General features: G+C 71.9%; 23 protein-coding genes. 8 read left to right on the plus strand and 15 right to left on the minus strand.

The window, feature by feature from the left end:
* Positions 1-153: 153 nt before the first annotated feature.
* A complete protein-coding gene (locus OG788_RS04480; protein WP_406369194.1) occupies positions 154-837 on the plus strand; it encodes a hypothetical protein in 684 nt (227 codons plus the stop codon).
* Between the two features lie 90 nt (positions 838-927).
* On the opposite strand, the gene OG788_RS04485 is transcribed toward OG788_RS04480, so the two are convergent.
* The 3 genes from OG788_RS04485 to OG788_RS04495 form a co-directional block, all read right to left on the minus strand.
* Entirely contained in the window at positions 928-1131 is a 204-nt protein-coding gene (locus OG788_RS04485) for a hypothetical protein (RefSeq protein WP_406369195.1), read from the minus strand.
* A 502-nt stretch (positions 1132-1633) separates the two neighbouring features.
* Positions 1634-2716, minus strand: a complete 1083-nt coding sequence (locus OG788_RS04490; RefSeq protein WP_406369196.1) for a dipeptidase — start codon at positions 2714-2716, stop codon at positions 1634-1636.
* The gene (locus tag OG788_RS04495) at positions 2713-4104 is read right to left on the minus strand and encodes an amidohydrolase family protein (RefSeq protein ID WP_406369197.1); all 1392 of its coding nucleotides are present in this window, start codon (positions 4102-4104) and stop codon (positions 2713-2715) included. Before OG788_RS04495 ends, OG788_RS04490 begins: the two co-directional genes overlap by 4 nt.
* A gap of 121 nt (positions 4105-4225) precedes the next feature.
* On the opposite strand from OG788_RS04495, the gene OG788_RS04500 reads away from it, so the two are divergent.
* From OG788_RS04500 to OG788_RS04520, 5 genes are all read left to right on the plus strand, one after another.
* Positions 4226-5080, plus strand: coding sequence for an IclR family transcriptional regulator (locus OG788_RS04500; RefSeq protein WP_406369198.1), 855 nt, complete (start codon positions 4226-4228; stop codon positions 5078-5080).
* Positions 5077-6027 carry an ornithine cyclodeaminase family protein gene (locus tag OG788_RS04505; RefSeq protein ID WP_406369199.1) on the plus strand — a complete coding sequence of 317 codons (951 nt, stop codon included), beginning with the start codon at positions 5077-5079 and terminating at the stop codon, positions 6025-6027. The genes OG788_RS04500 and OG788_RS04505 overlap by 4 nt, the downstream gene beginning before the upstream one ends.
* 348 nt (positions 6028-6375) lie before the next feature.
* Positions 6376-7263, plus strand: coding sequence for an oxygenase MpaB family protein (locus OG788_RS04510; RefSeq protein ID WP_406369200.1), 888 nt, complete (start codon positions 6376-6378; stop codon positions 7261-7263).
* Between the two features lie 114 nt (positions 7264-7377).
* A complete protein-coding gene (locus tag OG788_RS04515; protein WP_406369201.1) occupies positions 7378-9405 on the plus strand; it encodes an ATP-binding protein in 2028 nt (675 codons plus the stop codon).
* A gap of 325 nt (positions 9406-9730) precedes the next feature.
* Positions 9731-10831, plus strand: a complete 1101-nt coding sequence (locus OG788_RS04520; protein ID WP_406376666.1) for a MerR family transcriptional regulator — start codon at positions 9731-9733, stop codon at positions 10829-10831.
* 25 nt (positions 10832-10856) lie between these two features.
* On the opposite strand, the gene OG788_RS04525 is transcribed toward OG788_RS04520, so the two are convergent.
* From OG788_RS04525 to OG788_RS04575, 11 genes are all read right to left on the minus strand, one after another.
* The gene (locus OG788_RS04525) at positions 10857-12065 is read right to left on the minus strand and encodes a cysteine desulfurase-like protein (protein ID WP_406369202.1); all 1209 of its coding nucleotides are present in this window, start codon (positions 12063-12065) and stop codon (positions 10857-10859) included.
* Positions 12066-12453: 388 nt separating this feature from the next.
* The gene (locus OG788_RS04530) at positions 12454-12732 is read right to left on the minus strand and encodes a GlsB/YeaQ/YmgE family stress response membrane protein (RefSeq protein WP_351556878.1); all 279 of its coding nucleotides are present in this window, start codon (positions 12730-12732) and stop codon (positions 12454-12456) included.
* 77 nt (positions 12733-12809) lie between these two features.
* Entirely contained in the window at positions 12810-13733 is a 924-nt protein-coding gene (locus OG788_RS04535; protein ID WP_406369203.1) for a YihY/virulence factor BrkB family protein, read from the minus strand.
* A 278-nt stretch (positions 13734-14011) separates the two neighbouring features.
* On the minus strand, positions 14012-14671 hold the full coding sequence (locus tag OG788_RS04540) for a fasciclin domain-containing protein (RefSeq protein ID WP_406369204.1): 660 nt from the start codon (positions 14669-14671) through the stop codon (positions 14012-14014).
* A 397-nt stretch (positions 14672-15068) separates the two neighbouring features.
* On the minus strand, positions 15069-15521 hold the full coding sequence (locus OG788_RS04545) for an ATP-binding protein (protein ID WP_406369205.1): 453 nt from the start codon (positions 15519-15521) through the stop codon (positions 15069-15071).
* Between the two features lie 80 nt (positions 15522-15601).
* The gene (locus OG788_RS04550; RefSeq protein ID WP_406369206.1) at positions 15602-15973 is read right to left on the minus strand and encodes an STAS domain-containing protein; all 372 of its coding nucleotides are present in this window, start codon (positions 15971-15973) and stop codon (positions 15602-15604) included.
* A gap of 156 nt (positions 15974-16129) precedes the next feature.
* Positions 16130-16495, minus strand: a complete 366-nt coding sequence (locus OG788_RS04555; RefSeq protein ID WP_351556898.1) for a PRC-barrel domain-containing protein — start codon at positions 16493-16495, stop codon at positions 16130-16132.
* A 211-nt stretch (positions 16496-16706) separates the two neighbouring features.
* Complete coding sequence (locus OG788_RS04560; protein ID WP_406369207.1) at positions 16707-17090, minus strand: STAS domain-containing protein; 384 nt, start codon at positions 17088-17090, stop codon at positions 16707-16709.
* Positions 17087-18196 (minus strand): B12-binding domain-containing protein, encoded by a 1110-nt coding sequence (locus OG788_RS04565; protein ID WP_406369208.1) that lies wholly within the window; start codon positions 18194-18196, stop codon positions 17087-17089. The genes OG788_RS04560 and OG788_RS04565 overlap by 4 nt, the downstream gene beginning before the upstream one ends.
* Positions 18193-19860, minus strand: a complete 1668-nt coding sequence (locus tag OG788_RS04570; RefSeq protein ID WP_406376667.1) for a PP2C family protein-serine/threonine phosphatase — start codon at positions 19858-19860, stop codon at positions 18193-18195. The genes OG788_RS04565 and OG788_RS04570 overlap by 4 nt, the downstream gene beginning before the upstream one ends.
* A 179-nt stretch (positions 19861-20039) precedes the next feature.
* Complete coding sequence (locus OG788_RS04575; protein ID WP_266754985.1) at positions 20040-20216, minus strand: hypothetical protein; 177 nt, start codon at positions 20214-20216, stop codon at positions 20040-20042.
* Positions 20217-20398: 182 nt separating this feature from the next.
* Here OG788_RS04575 and OG788_RS04580 point away from each other — a divergent pair, with 182 nt between their 5' ends.
* The gene (locus OG788_RS04580; RefSeq protein WP_406369209.1) at positions 20399-20860 is read left to right on the plus strand and encodes an SRPBCC family protein; all 462 of its coding nucleotides are present in this window, start codon (positions 20399-20401) and stop codon (positions 20858-20860) included.
* Positions 20861-20978: 118 nt separating this feature from the next.
* On the plus strand, positions 20979-21563 hold the full coding sequence (locus OG788_RS04585; protein ID WP_406369210.1) for a DUF4383 domain-containing protein: 585 nt from the start codon (positions 20979-20981) through the stop codon (positions 21561-21563).
* A 148-nt stretch (positions 21564-21711) separates the two neighbouring features.
* Here the strand turns inward: OG788_RS04585 and OG788_RS04590 are convergent, their stop codons facing one another.
* A complete protein-coding gene (locus OG788_RS04590; protein WP_406369211.1) occupies positions 21712-22071 on the minus strand; it encodes a hypothetical protein in 360 nt (119 codons plus the stop codon).
* Positions 22072-22178: the final 107 nt, after the last annotated feature.

Below are 22178 nucleotides of genomic sequence, written 5' to 3' on the forward strand. Positions count from 1 at the left end.
AAGGACCGAACCCGGTCCAGATGCATCACAACCGGTCGGAATGAGTCAACGAGCGATCTCCTTCGTATCTCTGGATCAGCGCGGAGTCGCCATCCGGATCAAGCGCGCAGTCGCCGAGGCGCGACCGGCGACAAGGAAGTCAAGGAGCGGGGCATGGCAGGGATCACGGGACCGTCGACGTGCGAGGGACGGAGCCGGACAGAAGTCGTCGCGTCCGGCGAGGGAGCCGTGTTCGTCGACGAGAGCGGGCGGCGGCGCTCCTGGATCCGGAGCATGGGCTGGATCGTCGCGGTCTCCTGCGTCTGCTTCGCCACGGCCCTCGCAAGCCTGGTCAGCGGCGGCGACGCGGCCGCGCCCTGGCTGTCCCTGCCGAACGGGGTACGCAAGGCGCACAAGGACTCCTCGGTCGCCGGTGGCGCGTCGCGCGTCGGTCAGCGGCCCACCGGCACGCCGTCCCCGTCGCCCGCGGACGGTGGGGTCCCGCGCACGAATCCGCGCGGGCTGCCCGCCGCGCGAACGGCCCTGCCGACGGACGCCCCGGGCACCGACCGACGGGTCGGCGTCGTCGGGTCCGAGGAGCGGCCGCCCGGCCCCGGTGCGAGTACGGCCCCCGCCCCCTCGCCGAGCGGCCGGGCCGGCACGGCACCTCCGCGTGCCACTCCCGCCGCGCCCGCCGGTGAGGCGTCCGGCTCGCCGACCCCCACCCCGAGCGGCACGCCCGGGGAGTCGACGCAGTCACCGGCCCCGGACCCGAGCGGCGAGACGACCACAGGGCCGGTCTCGGCCGACGCCATGCTCGCGCGGATACGGGTCACGGGGCTGCCGGCTTTCGGATAGGGGACCTCACCGCCCCTCGGCCCCGAACCATCCCTCGGTCCGGACTAAGCGGGCCTCGAAGCCGAAGCGAGGCTCCGGGCAGGGGCGGTGTCAGATGATGAGAAAGCGGAATCGCCCGCCGCGAAACACGTAGAGGGCGTAGAAACCCGCTGCCGCGGCCACCGCGGTTCCGAGCAGGAAGCCACCGATACGGCCCTCGAACAGGCCGGCCAGGGAGACGCTCCCGACGACGACGGCGACCACGGCCCAGAATCCGCCGAACAGGGCGCGCGACAGAACCTCGCGGGCCCCCACCGGTGGTGCGGACGGCGGAGACCCGGGTGGGGCCGACGGCGGAGACGCCGGACGCGGGGGCGCGGCCGGACGCGGATATCCCAGTTGCGCGTAGAGGTCGGGCGTCGGGCGGTGTTTCGTGTGGCTTCCGCACCCGGGGCAGTGCGCCCCCGGCTGATGCCGGTGGAAGTACGCGCATCCCGGTTCGAGACACGTCAGTTGACCGGGCCGCGCCTCCGCGACTCCGTTCGTCGGTCGTTCCACGTTCCCCCCTGATCACGGCAGCCGGAACGTACGGCCATCCATGTCGGAGGAGGCTTCACGCCGGACTGCGGTGGGTGAAGTCTCCCCACGGGAAGCACCCACCGCAGCCCCGCGCGGAGAAGGACCGCGCATCGACCGAGCCGGATCGAATGTGAAATCTTCTCGGTCCAGATCCGCCCAGGACGCGATCACTTCGCCGCCCGGATGCGGCAACCGTCCGACCCGGCCGGGGAATCGGCGCCGCTGACCCGCACGTCACCTACTGGGCGGCGACCTCCGGGGCCCACACCCGGTCGGCATAGTCCAGGAAGTTCGTGCCGAGGATCTTCTCGATGCGCCCGGAGGAGTAGCCGCGCTGTTCCAGGAGGCGAATCAACTCGCGGAACTGGTCCACTCCGCGCAGGTCGAGCACGAAGGGAAGCGTGTCGTCGCGCTCCCCCGCCGCGCCGACGCCGGCCTCGCGCCGCAGGGCCACGTGCTCGGCGAGGTGTTCGCGGTAGGCATCGAGGTCGTCGATGGAGGTGACGGTTCCGTCGGTGCCGATACCGACGTGGTCCTCACCGCACACGTCGACCGCGTGGACGATGTGCTCCACGACGTCCGCGGCCGTCGCGTGACCCGACACGTTCAGGAAGGGCATGAAGTAGATGCCCACGAAGCCGCCGCGCGAGGCCACCAGGCGCAGTTCCTCGTCCGTCTTGTTGCGGGGAAGGTCGGCGACGGCCCGGCATCCGGTGTGGTTGATCGACACGGGGCGCCGCGCGGTCTTCGCGGCGTCGAGGCAGGTGCGTTCCCCGCTGTGCGACAGATCGACCATGAGGCGGTGCTCGTCGAGGGCCTCGACGACGCTCCGGCCGAAGTCGGTCAGCCCCCGGTTGGCGGGCGCCATCGAGCCGTCGCCGATGTGGTTGGCCTGGTTGTACGTGAGCTGGACGACCCGCACGCCCCGGTCGGCGAAGGTGCCGATGCGCCCGGTGTCCTCACCGACCGCGACCGCGTTCTGGAATCCGTAGATGACGCCGATCCGGCCCTCCGCCCGGGCCCGGTGGATGTCGGCGACCGTACGGACCTTGAGGAGGTCGGCCGCGTTGTCGCGGATGATCCCGTCCCAGACGTCGATCTCGTGCAGCGTGTGTTCGTACGGAGGCAGATCGCCCATCGTGTAGCCGAGCGTGATGTTGACGGCGGTGAGGCCCGAGGCATGGGCGTCGGCCAGGGTGCGGGCGTCGATGGTCATCTGCTCGCTGGAGGGGTTGAGCTGCGCGGCGGCCTCGGCCGACTGCGGGGCGTTCGGATTGTCGAGCTGCCCGAGCGCGTTGATGATCATAGGGAGGGCGGTCATCGGGTCTCCTCGACGGGGTGGGTCGTTCCGGGCCCGTCGGCCTCGGAGGTCGGGACGCTGCCGGGCTGCCCGGCGCCGGGGGCGGTGCGCTCGAAGTCACGGCGCTCGAAGCGACGGCCGCGCTTGACGGTCAGCGCGACACTGCGCAGATGCTCGATGTCCCGCAGCGGATCGTCCTCCAGGACGACGAAGTTGGCGAGCTTCCCCGCTTCGACGCTTCCCATCACGTCCTCGGCACCGGCGCTCCTGGCACCGATCAGCGTGGCCGAGCGCAGCACCTGCTCGGGTGACATCCCGCAGCGGCGCACGAGGAAGGACAGCTCGTCGAACAGGGCGGGGAACGGGTCCTTGGCGTCGGTCTCGTAGTCCGTGCCGGTCGCGATGTCCACACCGGCACGGTGCGCCTGGGCGGTGAGGGTCGTGGCGAGTGCGGTGTTGGCCGCCGCCCGCGCCGCGTCCTCGGGCCCTTCGCCCGCCAGGGCCTCGCTCGACCACATGCTCGCGGTCGCGTCGAGGACGGTGCCCCGCTGCCGCATCAGGGCGAAGAGTTCCTCGATCCGGGGGTCGTCACCGGCGGCGAACCGGTCGTGGTCGACCGGTGGTTTGTTCTTGTAGCTGATCAGCTGTGCGTCGGTGCCCTCGAAGGCGAGCAGGGTGACGTGCGAGACGCTGTCCGCGCCGGCCGCCACGATCTGACCGGGCGTGGCCGGGAAGACGGTGGCATGGGCCCAGACGGGGATGCCCTGGCGGTGCGCCTCAGCGGTGATCGCGGCGACGGTGGTGTGGTCGAGGTCCGCGTACACCTTGATCGCGGCGGCATGGGTTCCGCGGGCCACGGCGACGGCGAGCCGCAGGTCGGTGTCCTTCGTGATCGCCTGCATCCACGGCACGGCGCCCGGGGTCTCGCCCTGGGACACCTGGTGGGTGCGCGGGTCGTCGAAGAAGCCGGGTCCCGCCATAAGCGCCGCGTACCGGATGTCGGGGCCGGGGATCTCGCCGACGAGCGTGGCCCGCGCGAGGTCGCCCACCTGACGCAGGTCGTCGGCCATGTCACGGATGGCGGTGACTCCGCTGTAGACGAGCCGGCGCAGCACCGCCTCGGCGACGGGCCGGTCGGGCGGCGTCGCGATGTGCTGGTGGGCGTCGATCAGACCGGGCACGACGAAGCGGCCGTCGAGGTCGAAGACCTCGGCGTCGGCCGGCAGGTCCTCGGCGATCGCGGCGTCGTCCCCGACGGCACGGATCACCGGGCCGTCGACCACGATCGACGTCGAGCTCCGGGCCGGCCTCCCGGTTCCGTCGAACAGCGTCGCGCCGCGGTACACCGCGACGGCTCCCTTCACCGCGGGTGCGTGCGGGGCCGGTGCGCCCGAAGCCTCGTCCGTCATCTTCACCTCGTCGTAGCTCTGCCTGGAGTCGTTGTTACGCTCTGGGTAACACACGTATCGTCTCTCGCAACATGCGTTACCGTACGCTCGCATCTCATGACGCCACAAGGAGGGGTCGGACGTGCCCGCAGCACCCCGTACCGCGGTGGACAAGGCTCTGGACCTGGTCGAGGCCGTCGCCCGTGCGCCCCAGCCGCCGCGCCTCACCGACCTGGCCGAGGAGGTCGGCCTGCACCGTGCGACCGCCTATCGCGTCCTCGTCGACCTGGTCCGGCGCGGCTGGGTGCTGCGCGCCGGTGATCGCTATCTGCCCGGAACCGCGGTCCTGCAACTGTCGTCCTCGGCTGCCAGGAACTCACTCGGAGCGCTCGCCCGACCGGTGCTCGAGGCGCTGTCCGAGCGCACCGGCATGATGGTCAACCTCCAGGTCCCGGAGGTCGACCGCTCCCGTGTGATCGATGTCGTACGCCCCGACCGCCTGGCGATGATCAGCCGTCTGACCGGTGAGGCCCTGCCCGTCCACCGGTTCGCCGGTCCGCTCGCCCTCGTCGCCGCCCTCGCCCCGGCCGACCGGGTCCCCTACCTGCGCGCCGCGGAGCTGAGCGGACACCCGCTGACCGGACCCGACGGACTGCTGGCCGACATCGAGCGCACCGAGCGGACCGGATTCGCCGTCGAGTACGGGCGCAACGAGCAGCCGGTCGCCTCGCTCGCCCGTGCCGTGGCCACGCGTCCGGGCGCGCCGGTCTGCGCGCTCACCCTGGTCGGCCTGGGCGCGGAGCTCGACGAGGCCCGACTCCCCCTCCTCCAGGAACGACTGCGTGAGGCGACGGACGAGCTGGCGCGGACCCTCTCCGGCCCCGGAGCCCCCGAGGTTCCCCAGACCCCCGAACCGGACTCGTCCCGGCCCGCGGATCAGCCGACTCCCCCGCCCACACCGACGTCCACGTCCACGTACACCGAAGGTCCGGCATGAGCGAGATCCTCTTCCTCGACGGGGCGCAGACGCGCGCCGCGCTCGATCCGCACCGCGTTCTGGACGCCGTGGCGACGGCTCTCGTCGCCATCGGCCGTGACGAGGTCTCCGTGCCGCCGAGGATCGCGGCCCACGCCCCGGGCGGCCTGCTCGGTGCCATGCCCGGGCATGTGCCCGGTCTCGGGCTCGCCGCCAAGCTCGTCTCCGTGTTCGCCGACCCGGCACGGCCCGGCCGCAGCAGTCACCGGGGCTTCGTCGCGCTCTTCGACGCGGCGGACGGACGCCCGCTGGCTCTGATGGACGCCGAGCCCCTCACCGAGATCCGCACGGCGGCGACCGCCACACTGAGCGCTCGGGCCCTGGCGCGCCCGGACGGCACCCGGGTGGCCGTCATCGGAACCGGTGCCCAGGCGCGCGCCCAGATCGCGCTGCTCGCGGCTCTGGATCCCAAGGCCCGCGTCTCCGTGGCGGGCCGCGATCCGGAGCGTGCGGAGAGCGCCGCCGCTCTCCACCCCGCCGGCCGGGTCGCGGGCGGCATCGAGGAAGCGGTCAGCGGCGCCGACACGGTGTTCTGCTGCACCGGCGCCGTGCGGCCGGTGATCCGTCGCACCTGGCTCTCCCCCGGCACGCACGTCAGCTCGGTGGGCGGCTCCCACGGTCCCGAGCTGGACGCCGACACCGTCCGGGACGCCCGCCTGTTCGCCGAATGGCCCGGCGCCGCCACGACCCGGCCCCCGTCCGGTGCCCACGAGTTGCAGGACCTCCCGCCCGAGCGGACCGTGGCGCTCCTCGGTTCGGTCCTGGCCGGCGAACACCCAGGCCGCCGCGACGACGGCGAACTCACCGTGTTCAAGTCGACGGGGCACGCCGCGCTGGATGTCGCCGCCGCCCACGTCGCCCACGCGGTCGCGCGGGCGCAGGCCTGGGGCACCCGTATCGCCATGTGAGCCGTACGCGAGGGACGTACGCGTTCGCCGTATCCGTGACCGGCACCCGACGGCGGAACGACCGCTCGCGGTGAACCGACGACGGACCGGGTCCGGCGTCGCACGGTGGCAGCCGTGTGCGGTGTGGACTTTCCTCCCTGCGTTCGGCCATCCTGAACAGTGCTTCCGCTTGGGCGCGCACAGCCTCGGAACAGCCTGTCGCGCTCTGCATCCGCCAGGCCCCGCGGCGGCGAATCACCGGGGGTCCGCGCGCCGGAACGGCGCGGGCGACCGGCGAACCGTCTCGCCGGTTCCCGGCAGGTCCGCGGGCCCACCCGGAGCATGAAGCGGAGGGAGGCCATGGCCCCCATGAGACTGACCCGACCGGACGGTGCCGGAGTGCGGGAACGGCTCGGCAGCGCTCTGTTCTCCCGGGTCGCGGGCCCGGACGGACCTGAGAACCGCGCACGGATCCATGACACGCCCGGCCCCCGGTGGTTCGGCCCTGACCGCCCGATCCGCAGGGTCCACGGGGACGCGTCGATGTTCATCGGCGGGCTCTCCGCGCTGCTGCTCCAGTCGCTCCACCCGCTCGCCATGGCCGCCGTGTCCGCTCATTCCGGCTTCCGCGGGGACCCCTGGGGAAGACTCCAGCGCACGAGCACGTTCCTGGCGGTGACGACGTACGGGACGGCCGAGAGCGCCCAGGAGGCCTGCGACCGGGTCCGGGCGGTCCATGGGCGGGTGCGTGGAACGACCTCGGAGGGAACGGCGTACCACGCCGCCGATCCGCACCTCCTCGGCTGGGTCCACGTCGCGGAGATCGACAGCTTCCTGCGCGCTCATCAGCGGTACGGCGCGCGTCCGCTGTCCGCCGCCGGCTACGACGCGTACGTGGCGGACACGGCCCGCGTCGCCACCGCGCTGGGCGTCCTGGACCCGCCGACGAACCGCGCCGAACTCACCGAGCGGCTGGCCCAGTACCGCGGCGAGGTGCGGGCGACTCCGGAGGCACGCGATGCCGCACGGTTCCTCCTGCTGAACCCGCCGTTGCCGCTCGTCGCCCGCCTCCCCTACGGGGTGCTGGCGGCGAACGCCGTGTCGCTGCTGCCCACTTGGGCGGCTGCCGAACTGCGGTTGCCCCGGATGCAGTTGGTGGACAGCGTGTGCGTACGTCCGCTCGGCTGCGCCTTCACCTCGGCCGTGCGCTGGGCGATGGAACCGTCACGTCCGCGGACCGCCGCCCCGGTCGCGTGATCGGCGGCCGCCCCGGCGCCCCCACCCGGGCGCCCCTGCCCACGCGGAGGGAGACCCGGGACCGAGTCGGCGGAGTCGGTGCGCCGGAGGGCCCAAGACCGAAAGACTGTGCGCGTGTTGAGAAATCTGCCGGTCGTTCCTCCCGACTTCGTCGGACGCCGGGAGGAACTCGCCCACCTGGACGGCGCGTTGCGCCAGCAGCACGTCGTCACCCTGACCGGCGCCGGCGGCGTGGGCAAGAGCCGCCTGGCGCTCCAGGCGGCCGACGGGGTTCTGTCCTCGGGCGCGCGCGGGGTGGCGTGGGCCGACCTCTGGCCCCTGCGGGACGACCGGCTGCTCGTCGCGTCCGTGGCCGACGCCGTGGACTTCTCGGATCACACCACCGACGGGGCATTGGACTCCCTGGTCGACTGGCTGGCCGACCGGGACGTCCTGCTCGTGCTGGATTCCTGCGAGCACCTGGTGGGCCCCTGCCGCCGCCTGGTCGCCCGTCTCGTCCTGGCCTGTCCGCGCCTGACCGTCCTCGCGACCAGCCGGGAGCCGCTCGGTGTGCCCGGTGAACACGTCGTCGCCGTGGGGCCGTTGCCGCCCGCAACGGACGCGCTCGAGATGTTCCGTCTGCGCGCCGCCGCCGCGGGCAGTCCGTTGTCCGCCCCGGCGGACCTGGTGGCCGCCGCCCGCCTGTGCCAACGGCTCGAAGGCATGCCCCTGGCGGTGGAGCTGATCGCGGGACAGCTGGCGCGCCGTACGGTCGAGGAGGTCGACCTCGAGCTCGGCCTGCGGCTGGACATCACGGCGGACGGCGTGCCCGCCGGGCCGCCCCGCCACCGGGCGGTGCGGACGACGATCGGCTGGAGCCACGAACTGTGCGCACCCGCGGAACGCCTGCTGTGGGCACGGATGTCGGTGTTCCGGGACGCGGTGGACGCACGGACGGTGCGTACGGTGTGCGCCGGAGGTCCGCTGCCCGCCGACGACGTCGACCGGGCGCTGGCGGGCCTGACGAGGAAATCGGTGCTGTCGCGCGCGGGCGACGAGTACCGCATGCTCGACACCGTCCGGGAGTACGGCGCCATGTGGCTCGGCCAGGTCGGCGAGAGCACTACCTTGTCGGACCGGCACGCCCGGCATTTCCTGGAGTTGGCCCGCGAGGCCCAGGACGGCTGGCTGGGAGAACGGCAGGCGGAGTGGTACGGCCGGCTCGGCTCGGCGCACGCCGATCTGTGCGCGGCTCTCGACCACGCCCTCGACGACCGCCCGGACACGGCGCTCGAACTGATCGGCCTGCTCGCCTTCCCGTGGACCTGCTGCGGACACCTGCGGGAGGCCGCGGCGTATCTGGAGGACGCCCTTGCGGTCTCCGCCGCGTCCGGCCCGGTCAGGACGCGAGCCCTGTGGGCGCTGGGTGTCACCCGGGTCCTGCGCGGCGAGCACGAGGCCGCACGGCAACTCGCCGAGTTCTGCCGACGTCGCGCGGACCTCCAGGAGGATGTCGACGGGACCCTGCACGCCACATATCTCCTGGGCCTGACCCACCTGCTGCAAGGCCGGCCGATGGCGGCCAGACACCAGGTCGAGGGCACTCTGCGCGGGGCGGGCGGGACAGCCTTCGCCTCGGCGGGCCACCTCCTGTGCCACCTGGTCAAGGTGTTCGCGCTGACCGCTGAGGGACTGCTGGACGAGGCACGGCGGGAGGCGGAGGAACTACGGCGGGGCTGCGTCGCGCGCGGCGAGTGGTGGACGCGCTCGTACACCGACTATCAGTTGGCGCTCATCTCTCTCTTCGAGGACCGCGCCGAGGACGCCACCGCGCACGCCGTGTCGATGCTGGACGGCAAGCGGCGCATCGGTGACAGCTTCGGGATCGCGCTGGGCCTGGATCTGCTGGCCTCCGCGCTCGCCGCGCAGGGCGCCGGTGAACGAGCGGTCGCCGCGTACGGCGCCGGGGAGACGTACTGGAGCGCGGTGGGTCATCCGCAGCGCGGCACACCCGAGCTGGGCCCGGTACGCGAACGCTACGAGGAAACCGCCCGCTCCCTCCTCGGCGACGAGGGGTACGAATCGGCCCTGTTGCGTTCGTCGCTGAGCGACCCCGAGACCGTGCTGCGTCGCCTGCTCGACGGCTCCGGCCGAGGCTCTTGAGACGCGACGGACCCGCCCGACGGCACGGCACGGCAGCCTGCTGGTCGGCCGACACGGCTCGGCGGGGTGAACACCGGGCCGGCGGAGTCTCCTCCGCGGGAGGCGTGGCGACGCCGTCGCCACGGCGAATCGGTTCGCTGCATCCGCCGCGCGTCCCCGCACCGAAGTAGGGGTGAGCCCGGCGGACCGGCCGGTCCCGGACGGCTCCGGATTCGAGGCGAGGCCCGGACATGATCTGCTGCCGCTGCACCCCCGGGTCCTCCGCGCGCAGGCGGGGCGCCCCTTACGCCGGCGTCTCGTCCACGGTTCCCGCCGGGGCCGCCGCGTGGAACTGGGGGCCCACGAGGAGGCGGAGACCGCCGGCGTGGGCGTGAGCACCGGTTTCCTGGCGCGGAAGCTCGGGGTGTCGCCCACGACGTTGCGCTCCTGGGACCGGCGGTACGGGCTGGGGCCCGCGGTGCGGGCGGACGGCCGCCATCGCCGGTGGGCCCCCGACGACGTGGCCATGGTCCAGGAGATGTGCCGGCTGACCGCAGCCGGCCTGCCCCCGGCCGAGGCCGCCCGCGTCGCCAAGGAGGCGGCCCGCGGCTCTGTCGCGGCTGTTCCCCTTCTGGTCGCCCGGGCACCCGCGGGCGTCCGGATTCCGGAGCGGTCGTCGGTGACGGCCCGGCGGCCGGACACACCAGGGGCTCGGCCGGGCACACCGGGCTCACGGTCGGGTACGGGGCTGCCGTTGGGTGACGTGCGCCAGGAGTGCCGGGGTCTCGCGCGTGCCGCCGTCCGGCTGGATGCCCTCGCCGTCCAGGAACAGCTGACGGCCGCGGTCCGGACCCACGGTCTCACCAGGGCCTGGGAGGAAGTGATGGTGCCCACCCTGCGGGCGGTGGGCCGCAAGTGGGAGTCCTCGGGCGACCGTTACGTCGAGGTCGAGCACCTCCTGTCCTGGCACGTCTCCGCCACTTTGCGGCATGTCTACGTGTCCGCGGCGGGGCAGGGACGGGACACCGTGACGCCGCCCGTGCTGCTCGCCTGCCTTCCGGGCGAGATGCACACCCTGCCCCTGGAGGCGCTCAACGCGGCACTGGCGGAACGGCGGGTTCCCGTCCTGACGCTCGGTGGCGCCGTCCCGCCCGAAGCGCTCATGACGGCGGTGCAGCGCGTCGGCCCTTCGTCGGTGGTCCTGTGGTCGCAGACGCGGAACACGGCGAACCTGCCGCTCGCCTGTCACATCGCCGCGACGCGCTGGGGCGTACGGGGAGCGCGGACGCGGAGCCAGGTCCTGCTCAGCGGACCTGGCTGGGGCAGGCAGTCGGGTCCGGGGCTGCTCCGCCCGCGACACCTTGCCGAGGCGCTCCGTCTGATCGCCACGCCGGAGAGCCGTGACGGCGCCGGGCGCCTGGCGCGGTCCGGCGGTGCCGAGGCCTGATCCACCGTCTCCCCGGCCCGGACGCCTACGACCGCAGGAATGCGGCCAGGCCCTCCAGCAGCCGTTCGACATCGTCCTTGTCGTTGTACGGCGAGAGACCGACGCGGAGACCACCGGTGTCACCGAGGCCGAGGTGCCGGGACGCCTCCACCGCGTAGAACGATCCGGCGGGCGCGTGCACACCGCGGTCCGCGAGGAACGGATAGGCGTCGGCCGCGTCCCGGTGATCGAACGTCAGCAGCAGGGTGGGCGTGCGCTCGGCCGCGCGGGAGCGGACCGTGACGCCGGGCAGCTCGGCCAGGCCCGCCTCCAGCCGCTCGCGCAGCGCTCCCTCGTGCCGCTCGATCGCCGCGAAGGCGGACCGCAGACCGTCTCTGCGCCCGCCCGTCGGGGCCGGGGCGAGCCCGGCGAGGAGGTCGATCGCGGCGGTGGTGCCGGCGAGCAGTTCGTAGGGCAGCGTCCCGAGTTCGAAGCGCTCGGGAACCGCGTCGGTGGACGGCAGCAGTTTGTCCGGTCGCAGCCGCTCCAGCAGTTCCGGGGAGGCCGTCAGGACACCGTGGTGCGGGCCGAGGAACTTGTAGGGCGAGCACACGAAGAAGTCGGTACCGAGCCGCGCGAGATCCACGAACGCGTGCGCCGCGTAGTGGACGCCGTCCACGTACAGCAGCGCCCGCGGGTACCGGTGGACCAGGCGTGAGATCTCGGCGATCTCGGGCACGGTCCCGATCAGGTTCGAGGCGGCGGTGACGGCGACCAGCCGGGTGCGCTCGGTCAGCAGCTCGCCGACCGCCGTGGGCGGGAGTTCACCCGTCAGCGGATCGAAGTCCGCCCAGCGCACTCGGGCCCCGGCCCGTTCCGCCGCCTGGAGCCAGGGACGGATGTTCGCGTCGTGGTCGAGACGGCTGACCACGACCTCGTCCCCAGGCCTCCAGTCCTTCGCCAGCGCACGGGCGAAGTCGTACGTGAGCTGGGTGGCGCTGCGGCCGAAGACGACTCCGGAGGGATCGCCGCCCACCAGGTCGGCCACCGCCTGCCGGAACCCCTGGACGATTCCCTCCGCGTTCACCTCTCCCGGTGTCCAGCGCCCCCGGATCGACAGCGGACCGGTGAGCGCGTCCGCGATCGCCCCGGCGACCCGTGCCGGGGTCTGCGTTCCGCCCGGGCCGTCGAAGTGCGCGACGCCGGACAGCAGGGCGGGGATCTCGGCGCGCAACGCGTCGACGTCGTAGGTCACTCGGACTCCTCACGGGCGGCGTCGTGCCCCGCCCCGCCCGGCCCTGAAGGGGTCGAGCGCGGGACGAGAGCCCACGATCGGGCGGGCGCACACGTTCTCCGGTGATCATCGCAGGACGGGCCCGGCGAAGAACAGGCGGGCAGGTAGTCCTGGGCGCACCCCCGGGCGTCCCGGGACGCCGTAGGAGTGCTGGCCCGCGAGACTGCTGTTCCCAACCCGCGGCTTGGCGCACCGGTACCCCTCACGAGGGGGCGCACTCCGAAATGCTCGCCGAGTTCACCCGGAGGGCTCGCGATTCCATGACGCACGGCCTGGGGCCGGCACCCGAGCATCCGGGTGCCGGCCCCAGGCCGTGCGTCATGCGCGTCCAACGAGCCCGGGAGCTCCTTCACGCGTGGCGGTGCGACCGGCGGTTGCCCGTCAGCGCCCGGTACAGAATCAGCAGAATCAGCGAGCCGACGATGGCGGCGATCCAGGTCGACACCTCGAAGAACCCGTCGACCGAGTCGACCCCGAAGATGACCTTGCCCAGCCAGCCGCCCAGCAGCCCCCCGGCGATACCGATCAGCATCGTGATGATGATCCCGCCCGGGTCCTTGCCCGGCAGGAGCAGCTTGGCGATGGCACCGGCAAGCAACCCGATCAGAATCCAAGCGATGATTCCCACAGTTCCTCCACCGTCCGTACAGGATTTGATTTCCTCAGTCCGTGTGCGCCGTCCGGGCCGGAACAAACCTTCGAATCTCAAACTGTTGCGGGTTTCCTCGCGGTCGCGGCCCCGCTCAGTTCGGCCGTGAACTGCGCGCCGGCCAGCAGCGCGAGGTTGGACAGCCACAGCCAGACGAGGAAGACGACGAGGCCGGCGAGAGAGCCGTAGAGCCTGCTGTAGGCGCCGAGGACGGAGGCGTACAGGGCGAATCCGGCGGAGACGACGAGCCAGAGGAACGCCGCCAGGACGCCACCAGGCAGGCTGTGACGGCGACGGCGGGCGGGCGGCGGACCCGTGTGGAACACGACGAGGACCAGCAGGGCCACCAGACACATGAGCACGGGCCAGCGGAGCACGCCCCACGCCACGGCCACAGGGGCGTCCACCCCGAGTACGCGGCCGACGGCCTCGGCCACGGGTCCGGTCAGCAGCAGGACGAGCGCGCTCACGACGAGGAGCCCGAGCAACGCCAGGGCGGTCAGCACCAGACGGGGCGCGGTCCGCCAGGCCGAGCGGCGATCCGCCACGTCGTGCATGCGGTGCAGGGCCCGGCGGAACACCGCGAGGTAACTGGAGGCCGACCAGAGCGCGCTCGCCGAGCCGGTGACCAGAAGCGTCCAGGCGGCGGATCGCTGTCGCACCATCTCCCCCAGCGCCTGGTGCAGTTCGGCCCCCGACTGTGCCGGTGCGTACGCCGTGACGTGCGCGATGAACTGCTCCGCCGTGTCCGGGCTGATCAGGCCGAAGGCGATGACCATGACGAGCAGGGCCGGCAGGACCGCCAGGATCGCGTAGTACGTCAGCGCGGCCGCCCAGTCGGAGATGTCGTCGTTCCACATCGAGACCGGCGTGCGGCGCAGGGCCGGCCACCAGAGGTCGGGCGGCCGCGGCCCGAACCGGCGGGTCCGCACCGGGCGGACCGCGTCGATGGCGCTGTTCGGCCCGGATTCAGCGGACATGCGCGGTCCGGTGGGGGCGGTTGCCGATCCGTACCCGGGTGAGGACCCGGCACGGGGCGGCCGCGTCCCGTGCCCGCGCGAACACTGTGACGATCGTTCTGCTCATCCCTCACCTCTCACCGCCGGTCTCCCGGCGTCCTCGGCCCCCTGTCTGTCGGGACCGAACGGAGTGGCCGGAACAGATGCCTGTCCCGGCCACTCCCTATTTCCCTGCCCGCCACAGGAAACTCCTGGCAGTCCCGCGGTGGTCGACCGCGGGGCCGGAGCGCGTCGCCGTGTCAGCTCGTGGGCATCAGGACGGTGTCGATGATGTAGACGTTCGCGTTGGCGGTCTTCACATTGCCGCACACCACCTTGGCGGAATCGTTCACCGTGTACGACTCCCCCGATCCGCTCGTCGTGAGCTTGCTCTTCTCCAGCGTCTCGAACGAACCGTTCTCCAGGTCCTTCGGCGCCAGCTTCTGACCCACGACGTGATACGTCAGGATCTTCGTCAACTGCGCCTTGTCCGCGAGCACCTTGTCCAGCGTCGCCTTCGGAATCTTCGCGAACGCGTCATTCGTCGGCGCGAACACCGTGATGTTCTCGGCATTGTTCAGCGTGTCCACCAGACCCGCCTTCTTCACCGCCGACACCAGGGTCGACAACGCCGGGTTGTTCGACGCCGCCGTGGCCACCGGGTCCTTCGCCATCCCGTCGAACGACCCCGCCCCGTCCTTGGGCACCGAGGCGCACCCCGGACCGAACGGCTCGTCGGAACTCCCGGCCATCCTCGCCGAACCGGCCGACTCCCCGTCCGATACGGTGGCCGAGGCCGAGGCCTTCGCGGAATTCGACGCGCCGCTGTCGTTGCCGTCGCCGGAACAGGCCGTCAGCGCGATCGGCAGCACAGCGGCGGTGGCAACGGCCATCGCGACACGACGGATACGCATGTTCATGAGGTTCTCCTGTCGGAACGAAAGCGGCATTCGCGGCGCATACCTGGGAATGCCGTGGTTTTCGAGCGCAAATTCCTACGAGAACGAAAAGGCGGACCTCTGCGAGGCGCCGGCCGCGGGCCCTGGGGCTCGCGTCGAACTCTTCGGATCTCGGCTCACACGGGGAATCCGACACCGGAGCCGTCATGGATTGGTCGGCGGATCGGCAATCACCGATTCGAGGGAAATACGCGCCGGGACCAATCCGGAACGCACGCAGCTTCGGAGAAGCGCCACCCGCGCTCGCGGCCACCATTCCGAGGCGCAGGCACAGGCACACAGACGGCCCGGACGCACCGAAGCCGCGGCTCGCAGGCCGCGGCTCGGAGATGCCCTCGTCATCACCCGCCGGGGAAGGTCAGGTCAGGGGGACGAACACGTGGATCGTCTTGCCGCCCTCGGGGCACGGTTCGATGGCGACGGTGCGGGAGAGACGGATGATCAGGGGCCACCCGTAGCCGTTCGCCTGGTGGGTCTTCGGGATCTCGCCGGTGCCGTAGGCGTGGGCGGGGACGACATCACTGTTGTCGCGCACGGCGAGACGTACGCCGCCGTCGGTGAACGCCGCCTCGAATCCTGCGAGTCCGTCGCCGTGCCGGATCGCGTTGGTCACGAGTTCCGAGACCACCAGCAGCAGATCGATGACCGCTTCCTGGTCCGCGTCGCCCGACCGGGTGCTTCCGTGTTCGCGCAGCATCTCCTGGACGTGCCGGCGTGCGGTGGCGGCGCTGGTGATCGCGAGGCTCGTGGGCGGACGGGCGGACGGCGCGGTGAGCGAGGCGAGCTGGGGTGCGTCGTTCTGGTTCATCATCCCGGTGTCCCTGTGGTCGGATTCCCCCGGACCGCCCGCTCCCGGACTCCGGTCGGGTGCGGGAGGGCGGTTGGCCGGGTTCATCGCCCGGTCGCCGGGTCCGGGAGTTCCAGCGCCGCCTGAACACTGTCGGCGAGAACGAAGAAGCCCTCGGTCCCTGTCACGTCGAAGAGCCTCCGAACGATGTCACTGAAGGGCCCGCACACCACCATGAGCGTGCCGCAGGCCCGGTGCGCGCGCTGCGCTTCGAGGAGGATGTGCAGGATCGACGAGTCCGCGAAGGCGGTCTCCGACAGATCGACCACCGTCCGCGCGGAGCCCGACCGTTGCGCCTGGTCCAGGGCCTCTTCCAGTCGGAACGCGCTCTCGTGGTCGATGTCGCCGCCGACGCGCACGACGAAGGCGTCTTGGGCCGCCCCGTGTGTCACGGTGGCCTCCAACCCGTCGGGCATATGAACACTCTTTCTCGTCTGCTCGTGCGAGGATGCCCGGCCGGCCGGGCCGGACGGACACCACGTGTCCCCCACGCATGTCGGCACGGGACCCGGTTCCGGATGCGCGACCACCGGCTGTCGCCTTCACGTCGTCGTACGACACCTCACGACGGCTCATGCGGGCTGCCTCGGCGGCAGGCTTCGGTAATAGCTGCCGACACTGGACAGGTACGCGGGGTCGAGGGTCTCGCGGTCGGTCTTGAACCTCGGTGCCGATTTGATCTCCTCGCGGGTGCACGCGACGGTGATCTTCTGCGACTCGGTGTCGATGCCGGCGACGACACCCACGGGCACCAGCACGCTCTTCCCGAACACCCAGACGCCGGTGTCCACGACCAGGTGCCGCATCCCGGAGTCGTCCGCCTGCCGGTCGACGTGACCTATGGTCCCGTCGGTCGCCTCGACGCTGTAGCCGGCCAGTTCATGCGCCTCGGGATGGTTGAACTCCGGTGCGTACGACCAGATTCTGTCGACCGTCATGTCTTCCTCCGTCAGCTCGCCGGTGCTTCCCGCCGACAGCTCGCCCGTGACGGGGACGCGGCGGGGAGAGGGCCCGAGGGCGGGAATCCGCCGCCGTGCCGCCTCTGAGCTGCAGTTACCCTGCAATCCGGTCTGCATTCGGTGGAATTCCCGTGCGAATCAGGGGCATTGACGCCGCACACACGCCTGGCCACCCCCGGCGTACGCCCCCTCAGCCGGTTCCGGGACGCAGCTCCCCCTTGCTCACGTCGCAGGGCGCCGTGAGGTAGTCCAGTGTTCCGGTGATCTCCAGCAGGCGCTCCAGGCCGGGGGGACGCCCGTCGAGGTGCAGCCGTACACCGGCCGCGTCGGTACGGCGCCGGATCATCAGCAGGGTGGACAGGCCCATGGAGTCGATGCTGTCGAGGCCGGTGAAGTCCACGCGCAGCTCGAGGAGTCGCCCTTGGTCGCTGCGCCGGTCGGCGAGGTGCTGATCGGCGGTCCTCATCAGCTCGTCGCACGTCTCGTAGTCGAGATCTCCGCCGACGTGGATCACCAGTGCGGTCGGCTCGGCCTGGACGGTCAGCGTGAACGTGGGGGGATGCGAAGTGGTCATGCGGGCTTTCCGGGGCCGGGGATCGTGGGTGCCGGCGTTCGGTTTCCGAGCGCCTCCCGCGCGTGGGCCAGCGTGCGGCAGGCGCGCGGGAAATCCTTGAGCTGCAGGGCCAGCAGCTCGAGAGCGGGGTCGAGGCCGTGCGCGGGGACGCGACGCGCGGTGAGGATGTCGGCGGTCCAGAGGACGAACCTCGTGAACAGCTCGTCGTCGGCGACGTACAGGGCCGTGGCCAGGTACTCGACGATGTGCGCGAGGTCCTCGGCGGTGTGCCGGCGCTGCCGCTCGGTGTAGCCGCGCATCGGAGGGAACCGGTCCTCCAGTTCCGTCAGCGTCTCCTTGACGAGCCGGTGGGCCGTGCGGGCGACGATCGTGTACTCCTGGTCGGCCAGGTGCGGCAGGTCGTCCACGGTCTGATGGGCGGCCATGGGGTCGGGGCGGTCGAGGCCCCGTTCGAGTACGGTCGCCGCTCTCCTGGCGTCGGGGGCCCATCCGTCGGCCCCCAGGGCACGGGCGTAGCGGCCGTCGGGGCCGAAAGCGGCACCGCCCGCGATGACGGGCACGCCCGCGGCCTGAGAGGCCGTGATGGCCGTGTGCGCCGTGGGCAGATGGGTGGGGATCGAGGAGGAGAGCGCCACCGCCCGCGGTCCGGTCCGGTGCAGATGCGCGATGAGGTGCGGGGTCGGCACGTGCGCGCCGAGGAAGTCCACCCGCCATCCGCGCAGCCGCAGCACCTCCGCGAGGAGCCTGGCCGGCAGCGCGTGCCACTCGCCGTCCACGCAGGCCACGGTGAGGCGAGGACCGCGCGGGCTCTCGCTCCGGTGGTCGGGGTGGTGGGCGAGGACGGCGATGACCCGCTCGTGGATGGCGGTGGCGGTGTGTTCCTGTGCGACGGTGAGCCGGTTCGCCGCCCACTCCGTGCCGACCCTGGCCTGCACCGGGGCGATCAGGTCGAGGAGGACGGTCTCGGCGTCGCCCGCCCGCTCCATCGCGTCGAGGACGACGGTCGCGGCGCGACGCTCGTCGCCCTCGTGGACGGCCGACCACAGCTGCTCACGGGCGTGATCGGGCACCACACCGCCGGGGTGCTGGAGGGAAGGACTGCTCATCCTGTGTACCTGCCCCGAGTGTGGCCGTTCACCGCGCTCAGATGCGCGTGGTGGGGGGCGGTGACCGCGAGGGTCGCCATGTCGTCGTGGCCGCCGCGTCCGACCCATTGCGCGGCGAGCATCTGGACGTGCTCCACCACGGCCTCGGCCGGCATGCCGGCGCACTGGGCGAGCGCCGTCTCCAGCCTCTGGACGCCGAAGAGTTCGCCTCCCAGGGGTCCTCCCCTGGCCTCGGTGATGCCGTCCGTGAAGAAGAGGCAGGTCTCGCCCGGCGCCAGTTCGACATGGGCCGTGACGGAGCTGATGTCCCAGAAGGCGCCGACGAGTGTCCCGCGTGTCCTGGCCTGCTCGACCGCGCCGTCGGCCCGCACGATCAGCGGAGGGGGATGTCCCGCGCTGGTGACGCGCAGATGGACGATGCCCGCGCGGCGTACGACGGAGGCCATGGCGAGGGTGGCGAACCGAGTGTGATGGGAGTTCATCAACGCCCCGTTGAGCAACCCCAGAAGCCGCTGATGGTCCTGGGCGAGCGGCAGGAGCGCCTGCACGGTGTTGCGGATCTTGCCCGTCAGCACGGCGGCCTCGAGTCCCTTGCCGCAGACGTCCCCGAGGACGACGAGGGATTCCTGTCCTTCGTCGGTACCGGGGTGGACGTCGTAGAAGTCACCGCCGACCCGTTCGGTCGGGCCCGCGGGGCGGTACTTCCCGGCGAACTCGACGCCGTGCACGGTGTGCAGTCGGGGCGGCAGCAGCTCGCGCATCAACGTCCTCGTGATGGCCGCCTGTTCGGCGTACATCCGGGCGGCCGACATGGCCGCACCCGCGCGCGAGGCGAACAGACGGGCGAAGATCTCCTCGCTCTCCGTGAAGGCGGCACGCCGGCTCGACCGGAGCAGGATCAAGGCGCCCGCGGGCACGCCGTGGCCGGGCAGCGGCGTCACGACCGCCGAGCCGACCGGTTCCGTGAACCCGTCCGGAAGGACCCACTGGGGGACGGTCGAAGGGTCGATCCAGCGGGACGGTACGGGCGGGAAACCGCGCAGGGCGTCACCGAGCCCGGGCAGCTGCTCCACGTCGTCCTGCACCGTTCGGTGCACCACGGCACCGTCGGGCCCGCAGAACGTGAGCGGAACCTTGCGGCCGCGCGGCGGAGCGACGATCACGGCGGCGTCGGCGAGGTGCTCGGCGGCCAGCCGTGCCGTGACCTCCATGCACCGTTCGACATTCAGTGACGACAGCAGGGCGCTCGACGCGCCGGCCAGGAAGGCGGTGCGTTCGCGTTCGGTCCTGAGCGCGTCCTCCGCCAGCCGCCGGTCGGTGTCGTCCACCAGCCACCAGATGACGTCGCCGTCGTCCGTGCGGGTGGGGTGCGCCTCGAACGTCCGGTCGCCGACCCGGCCGTGCGCGGGCGGTCCGGGCCCGGAGCTCCGAGGTCCGGGCACGTGGACCCGTAGCCGCGTGTGCGCGTCGGCGATCCACGCGGGCACCACGTCCTGCAGCCACGCGCCGGTGATCGCGCCCGGGAAGAGGACGGTCGCGGCGGCGTTCAGCTCGACCACGCCGCCGGATGGGTCCGCGACCACCACGGGGTAGGGGGCGGAACCCCACGTGGCGCCCGGACCGGCGCCGCGCGGGCTGGCAGGAGGCTGCTGGGAAGTGTCCACGAGCAAGGGCCCGCGTCTGCGGGCCCACCACCTTTCCGGACGACAGATTGTTTCCGTCCGACAACCATCTCGCGGCGGACCGTGTCACGGCAAGTCGCCCACGCGAAGTCACACGAACAGGGGGCATCCCGGCCGGGGTTCCGTCGCGGACGTCCGCCGACGGGACCCCGCCCCGGCGGTCAGCGTCGACGGCTGCGCGTCGCCCAGCCACCACCGACGCCGGACAGGTGAAGAGCGAGCAGGGCGAGCCCTATCAGCATCACATTCGTCGACGTGAACACGTCGTTGGTCGAAATGTCGGCGGCGTTGATCAGGAATGCGATGAACAGCAGTACGGCGGCGGCGATGCCGAGCATGAGATCTCCCTCGTGGATGGTCGATTGTCGAAGTGATGGGGTCCGAATGCCCCGAGAAAGCCGGCCGACACTACGTCGCGTGACGCATCGGCTGCATCCGCCCCGCGTTCTCACCGGAAAGACAAGTGGATCCCCCGCACTCCGGGAGACGTCCGCCTCGAACTCCGCGAAAGGGAAGTTCCATGGTCGAAGTCGAACGCACGCTCACCCTGCACCACCCCCTGCCTGAGGTGGTGGCCTATCTCGCGGACTTCTCACACGCGGAGGAATGGGACCCGGGCACGGTGAGCTGCCGTCCGACCAGAGCCGGCGCCCCCGTCGCGAAGGGTGCCGAATGGCACAACGTCTCGACGTTCCGCGGACGGCGCACCGAACTCCGCTACAGACTGGTCCGGCTCGAGGACCAGCGGCTGACCTTCGTCGGACGGAACCGGACCGCCACCTCCACCGACGACCTGGCCTTCCGCGACGAGAACGGCGCGACCCTCCTCGTCTACCGGGCCCGCATCGAATTCCGCGGCATGGCCCGACTGGCGTCTCCGTTCCTGCGGCGGGAATTCGAGCGCCTGGGAGACGGGGTGGCCCGCCGGATGCCGGCGGCGTTGAACAGCCATTTCGGCTCCGGTGCGGGCCTGCCGGGCTGATCCCGCCGTTCCGGGAGGACGGTGCAACCGCGTGGCGGCCTTTTGCGGAATAAAGAGGCGAAATGCGAGAGAATGGGCACTCTTCCACGTGCCCTCCCGTTGCACGAAGGGACGAGCGATGAAGCTCCAGGACGAACTGCCCGTCGATCACCAGCTGGGCGCCGTGTACCGATGGGGTGCCGCCTTCTGCGGGGTGGTCCTGCTGGTCTTCGGCATCCTCGGCTTCGCCGACGAGCTCAGTCCGTTCGACACGGACGGGGAAAGCATCGCGGGCATGTCGACCAACGGCGCCCTCAGCCTGATCTCCGTACTGGTCGGCCTGGCCCTGATCGCCGGCGGCTTCATCGGCGGGAACGTCGCCTCCACCCTGAACATGGTCGTGGGAACCCTGTTCCTGCTCAGCGGATTCGTCCACATCTTCATCCTCGACCGGCCCGCCAACATCCTCGACTTCGGCATGACCAACGTCATCTTCAGCTTCGTCATGGGGCTGGTGATCCTGACGTTCGGCATGTACGGGCGCGTGTCGAGCAAGCTGCCGCACGACAACCCGTACTGGCAGCGTCGTCACCCCCGAGAAGCCGCCCAGGAATCCCTGGCCCGGCGCAGGCGGCGGACTCCGGGCGGAGCGCTGCCGGCCGGTACGACACCGACGGCCCTCCGGGGGCCGACCGGGGCTCCCGGCCCGCAGCGCGACACCTGAGCGGTCCGCCCCCACCGGAACACCGACGACTCGACACCGCCTCGAAGGGCAGGCCGGGCCGACCGGAGAGCCGAGGGGCGACCACGCGGACGACGAGGGGCGCTTGCCCGGGCGGACTCCCGGGCAAGCGCCCCTCTCGGGCCGCGTCCTAGGACATGCTCCCGGCAGAAGCCCGCACGCCGTCGGGCGCCACCGCGCCGTCCACCGGACCGGTCGCCCGCCACCCGCTCTCGTCGCCCTCGGCCAGGCCGAGTTCGGCCAGACCCTTCAGGTGCCCGAGCACGGTGGAGCGCTGGAAGCCCACGGCCGTGGTGAGCTCGGCGACCTCGACTCCGCCGGAGCCCGCTTCCGCCAACCGCTGCCAGGTGCGCACGGCGTGGCGGCTCAGGCCGCTTTCGCTCACCTTCCTGGAGACGACGCCGACCCCTTCCCCGCTCTTGTTCTGCTCGGGGATCGGGGACGTGACCGGTGCCACCCGTGTCTCACGCGTGGCCGTCCGCTCCTGCACTGCGCGCGGCGATCTCCTCGGTCCGACCGGACGCGGCGTCATGTTCACCTTGCGGTGCCTACGGCCCTTGCGGTGTCGGCTCATCGATTCCTCATCTCCGCCTCGAC

The sequence above is a fragment of the Streptomyces sp. NBC_00647 genome (assembly GCF_045207245.1).
In the GTDB taxonomy this organism is placed as follows: domain Bacteria; phylum Actinomycetota; class Actinomycetes; order Streptomycetales; family Streptomycetaceae; genus Streptomyces.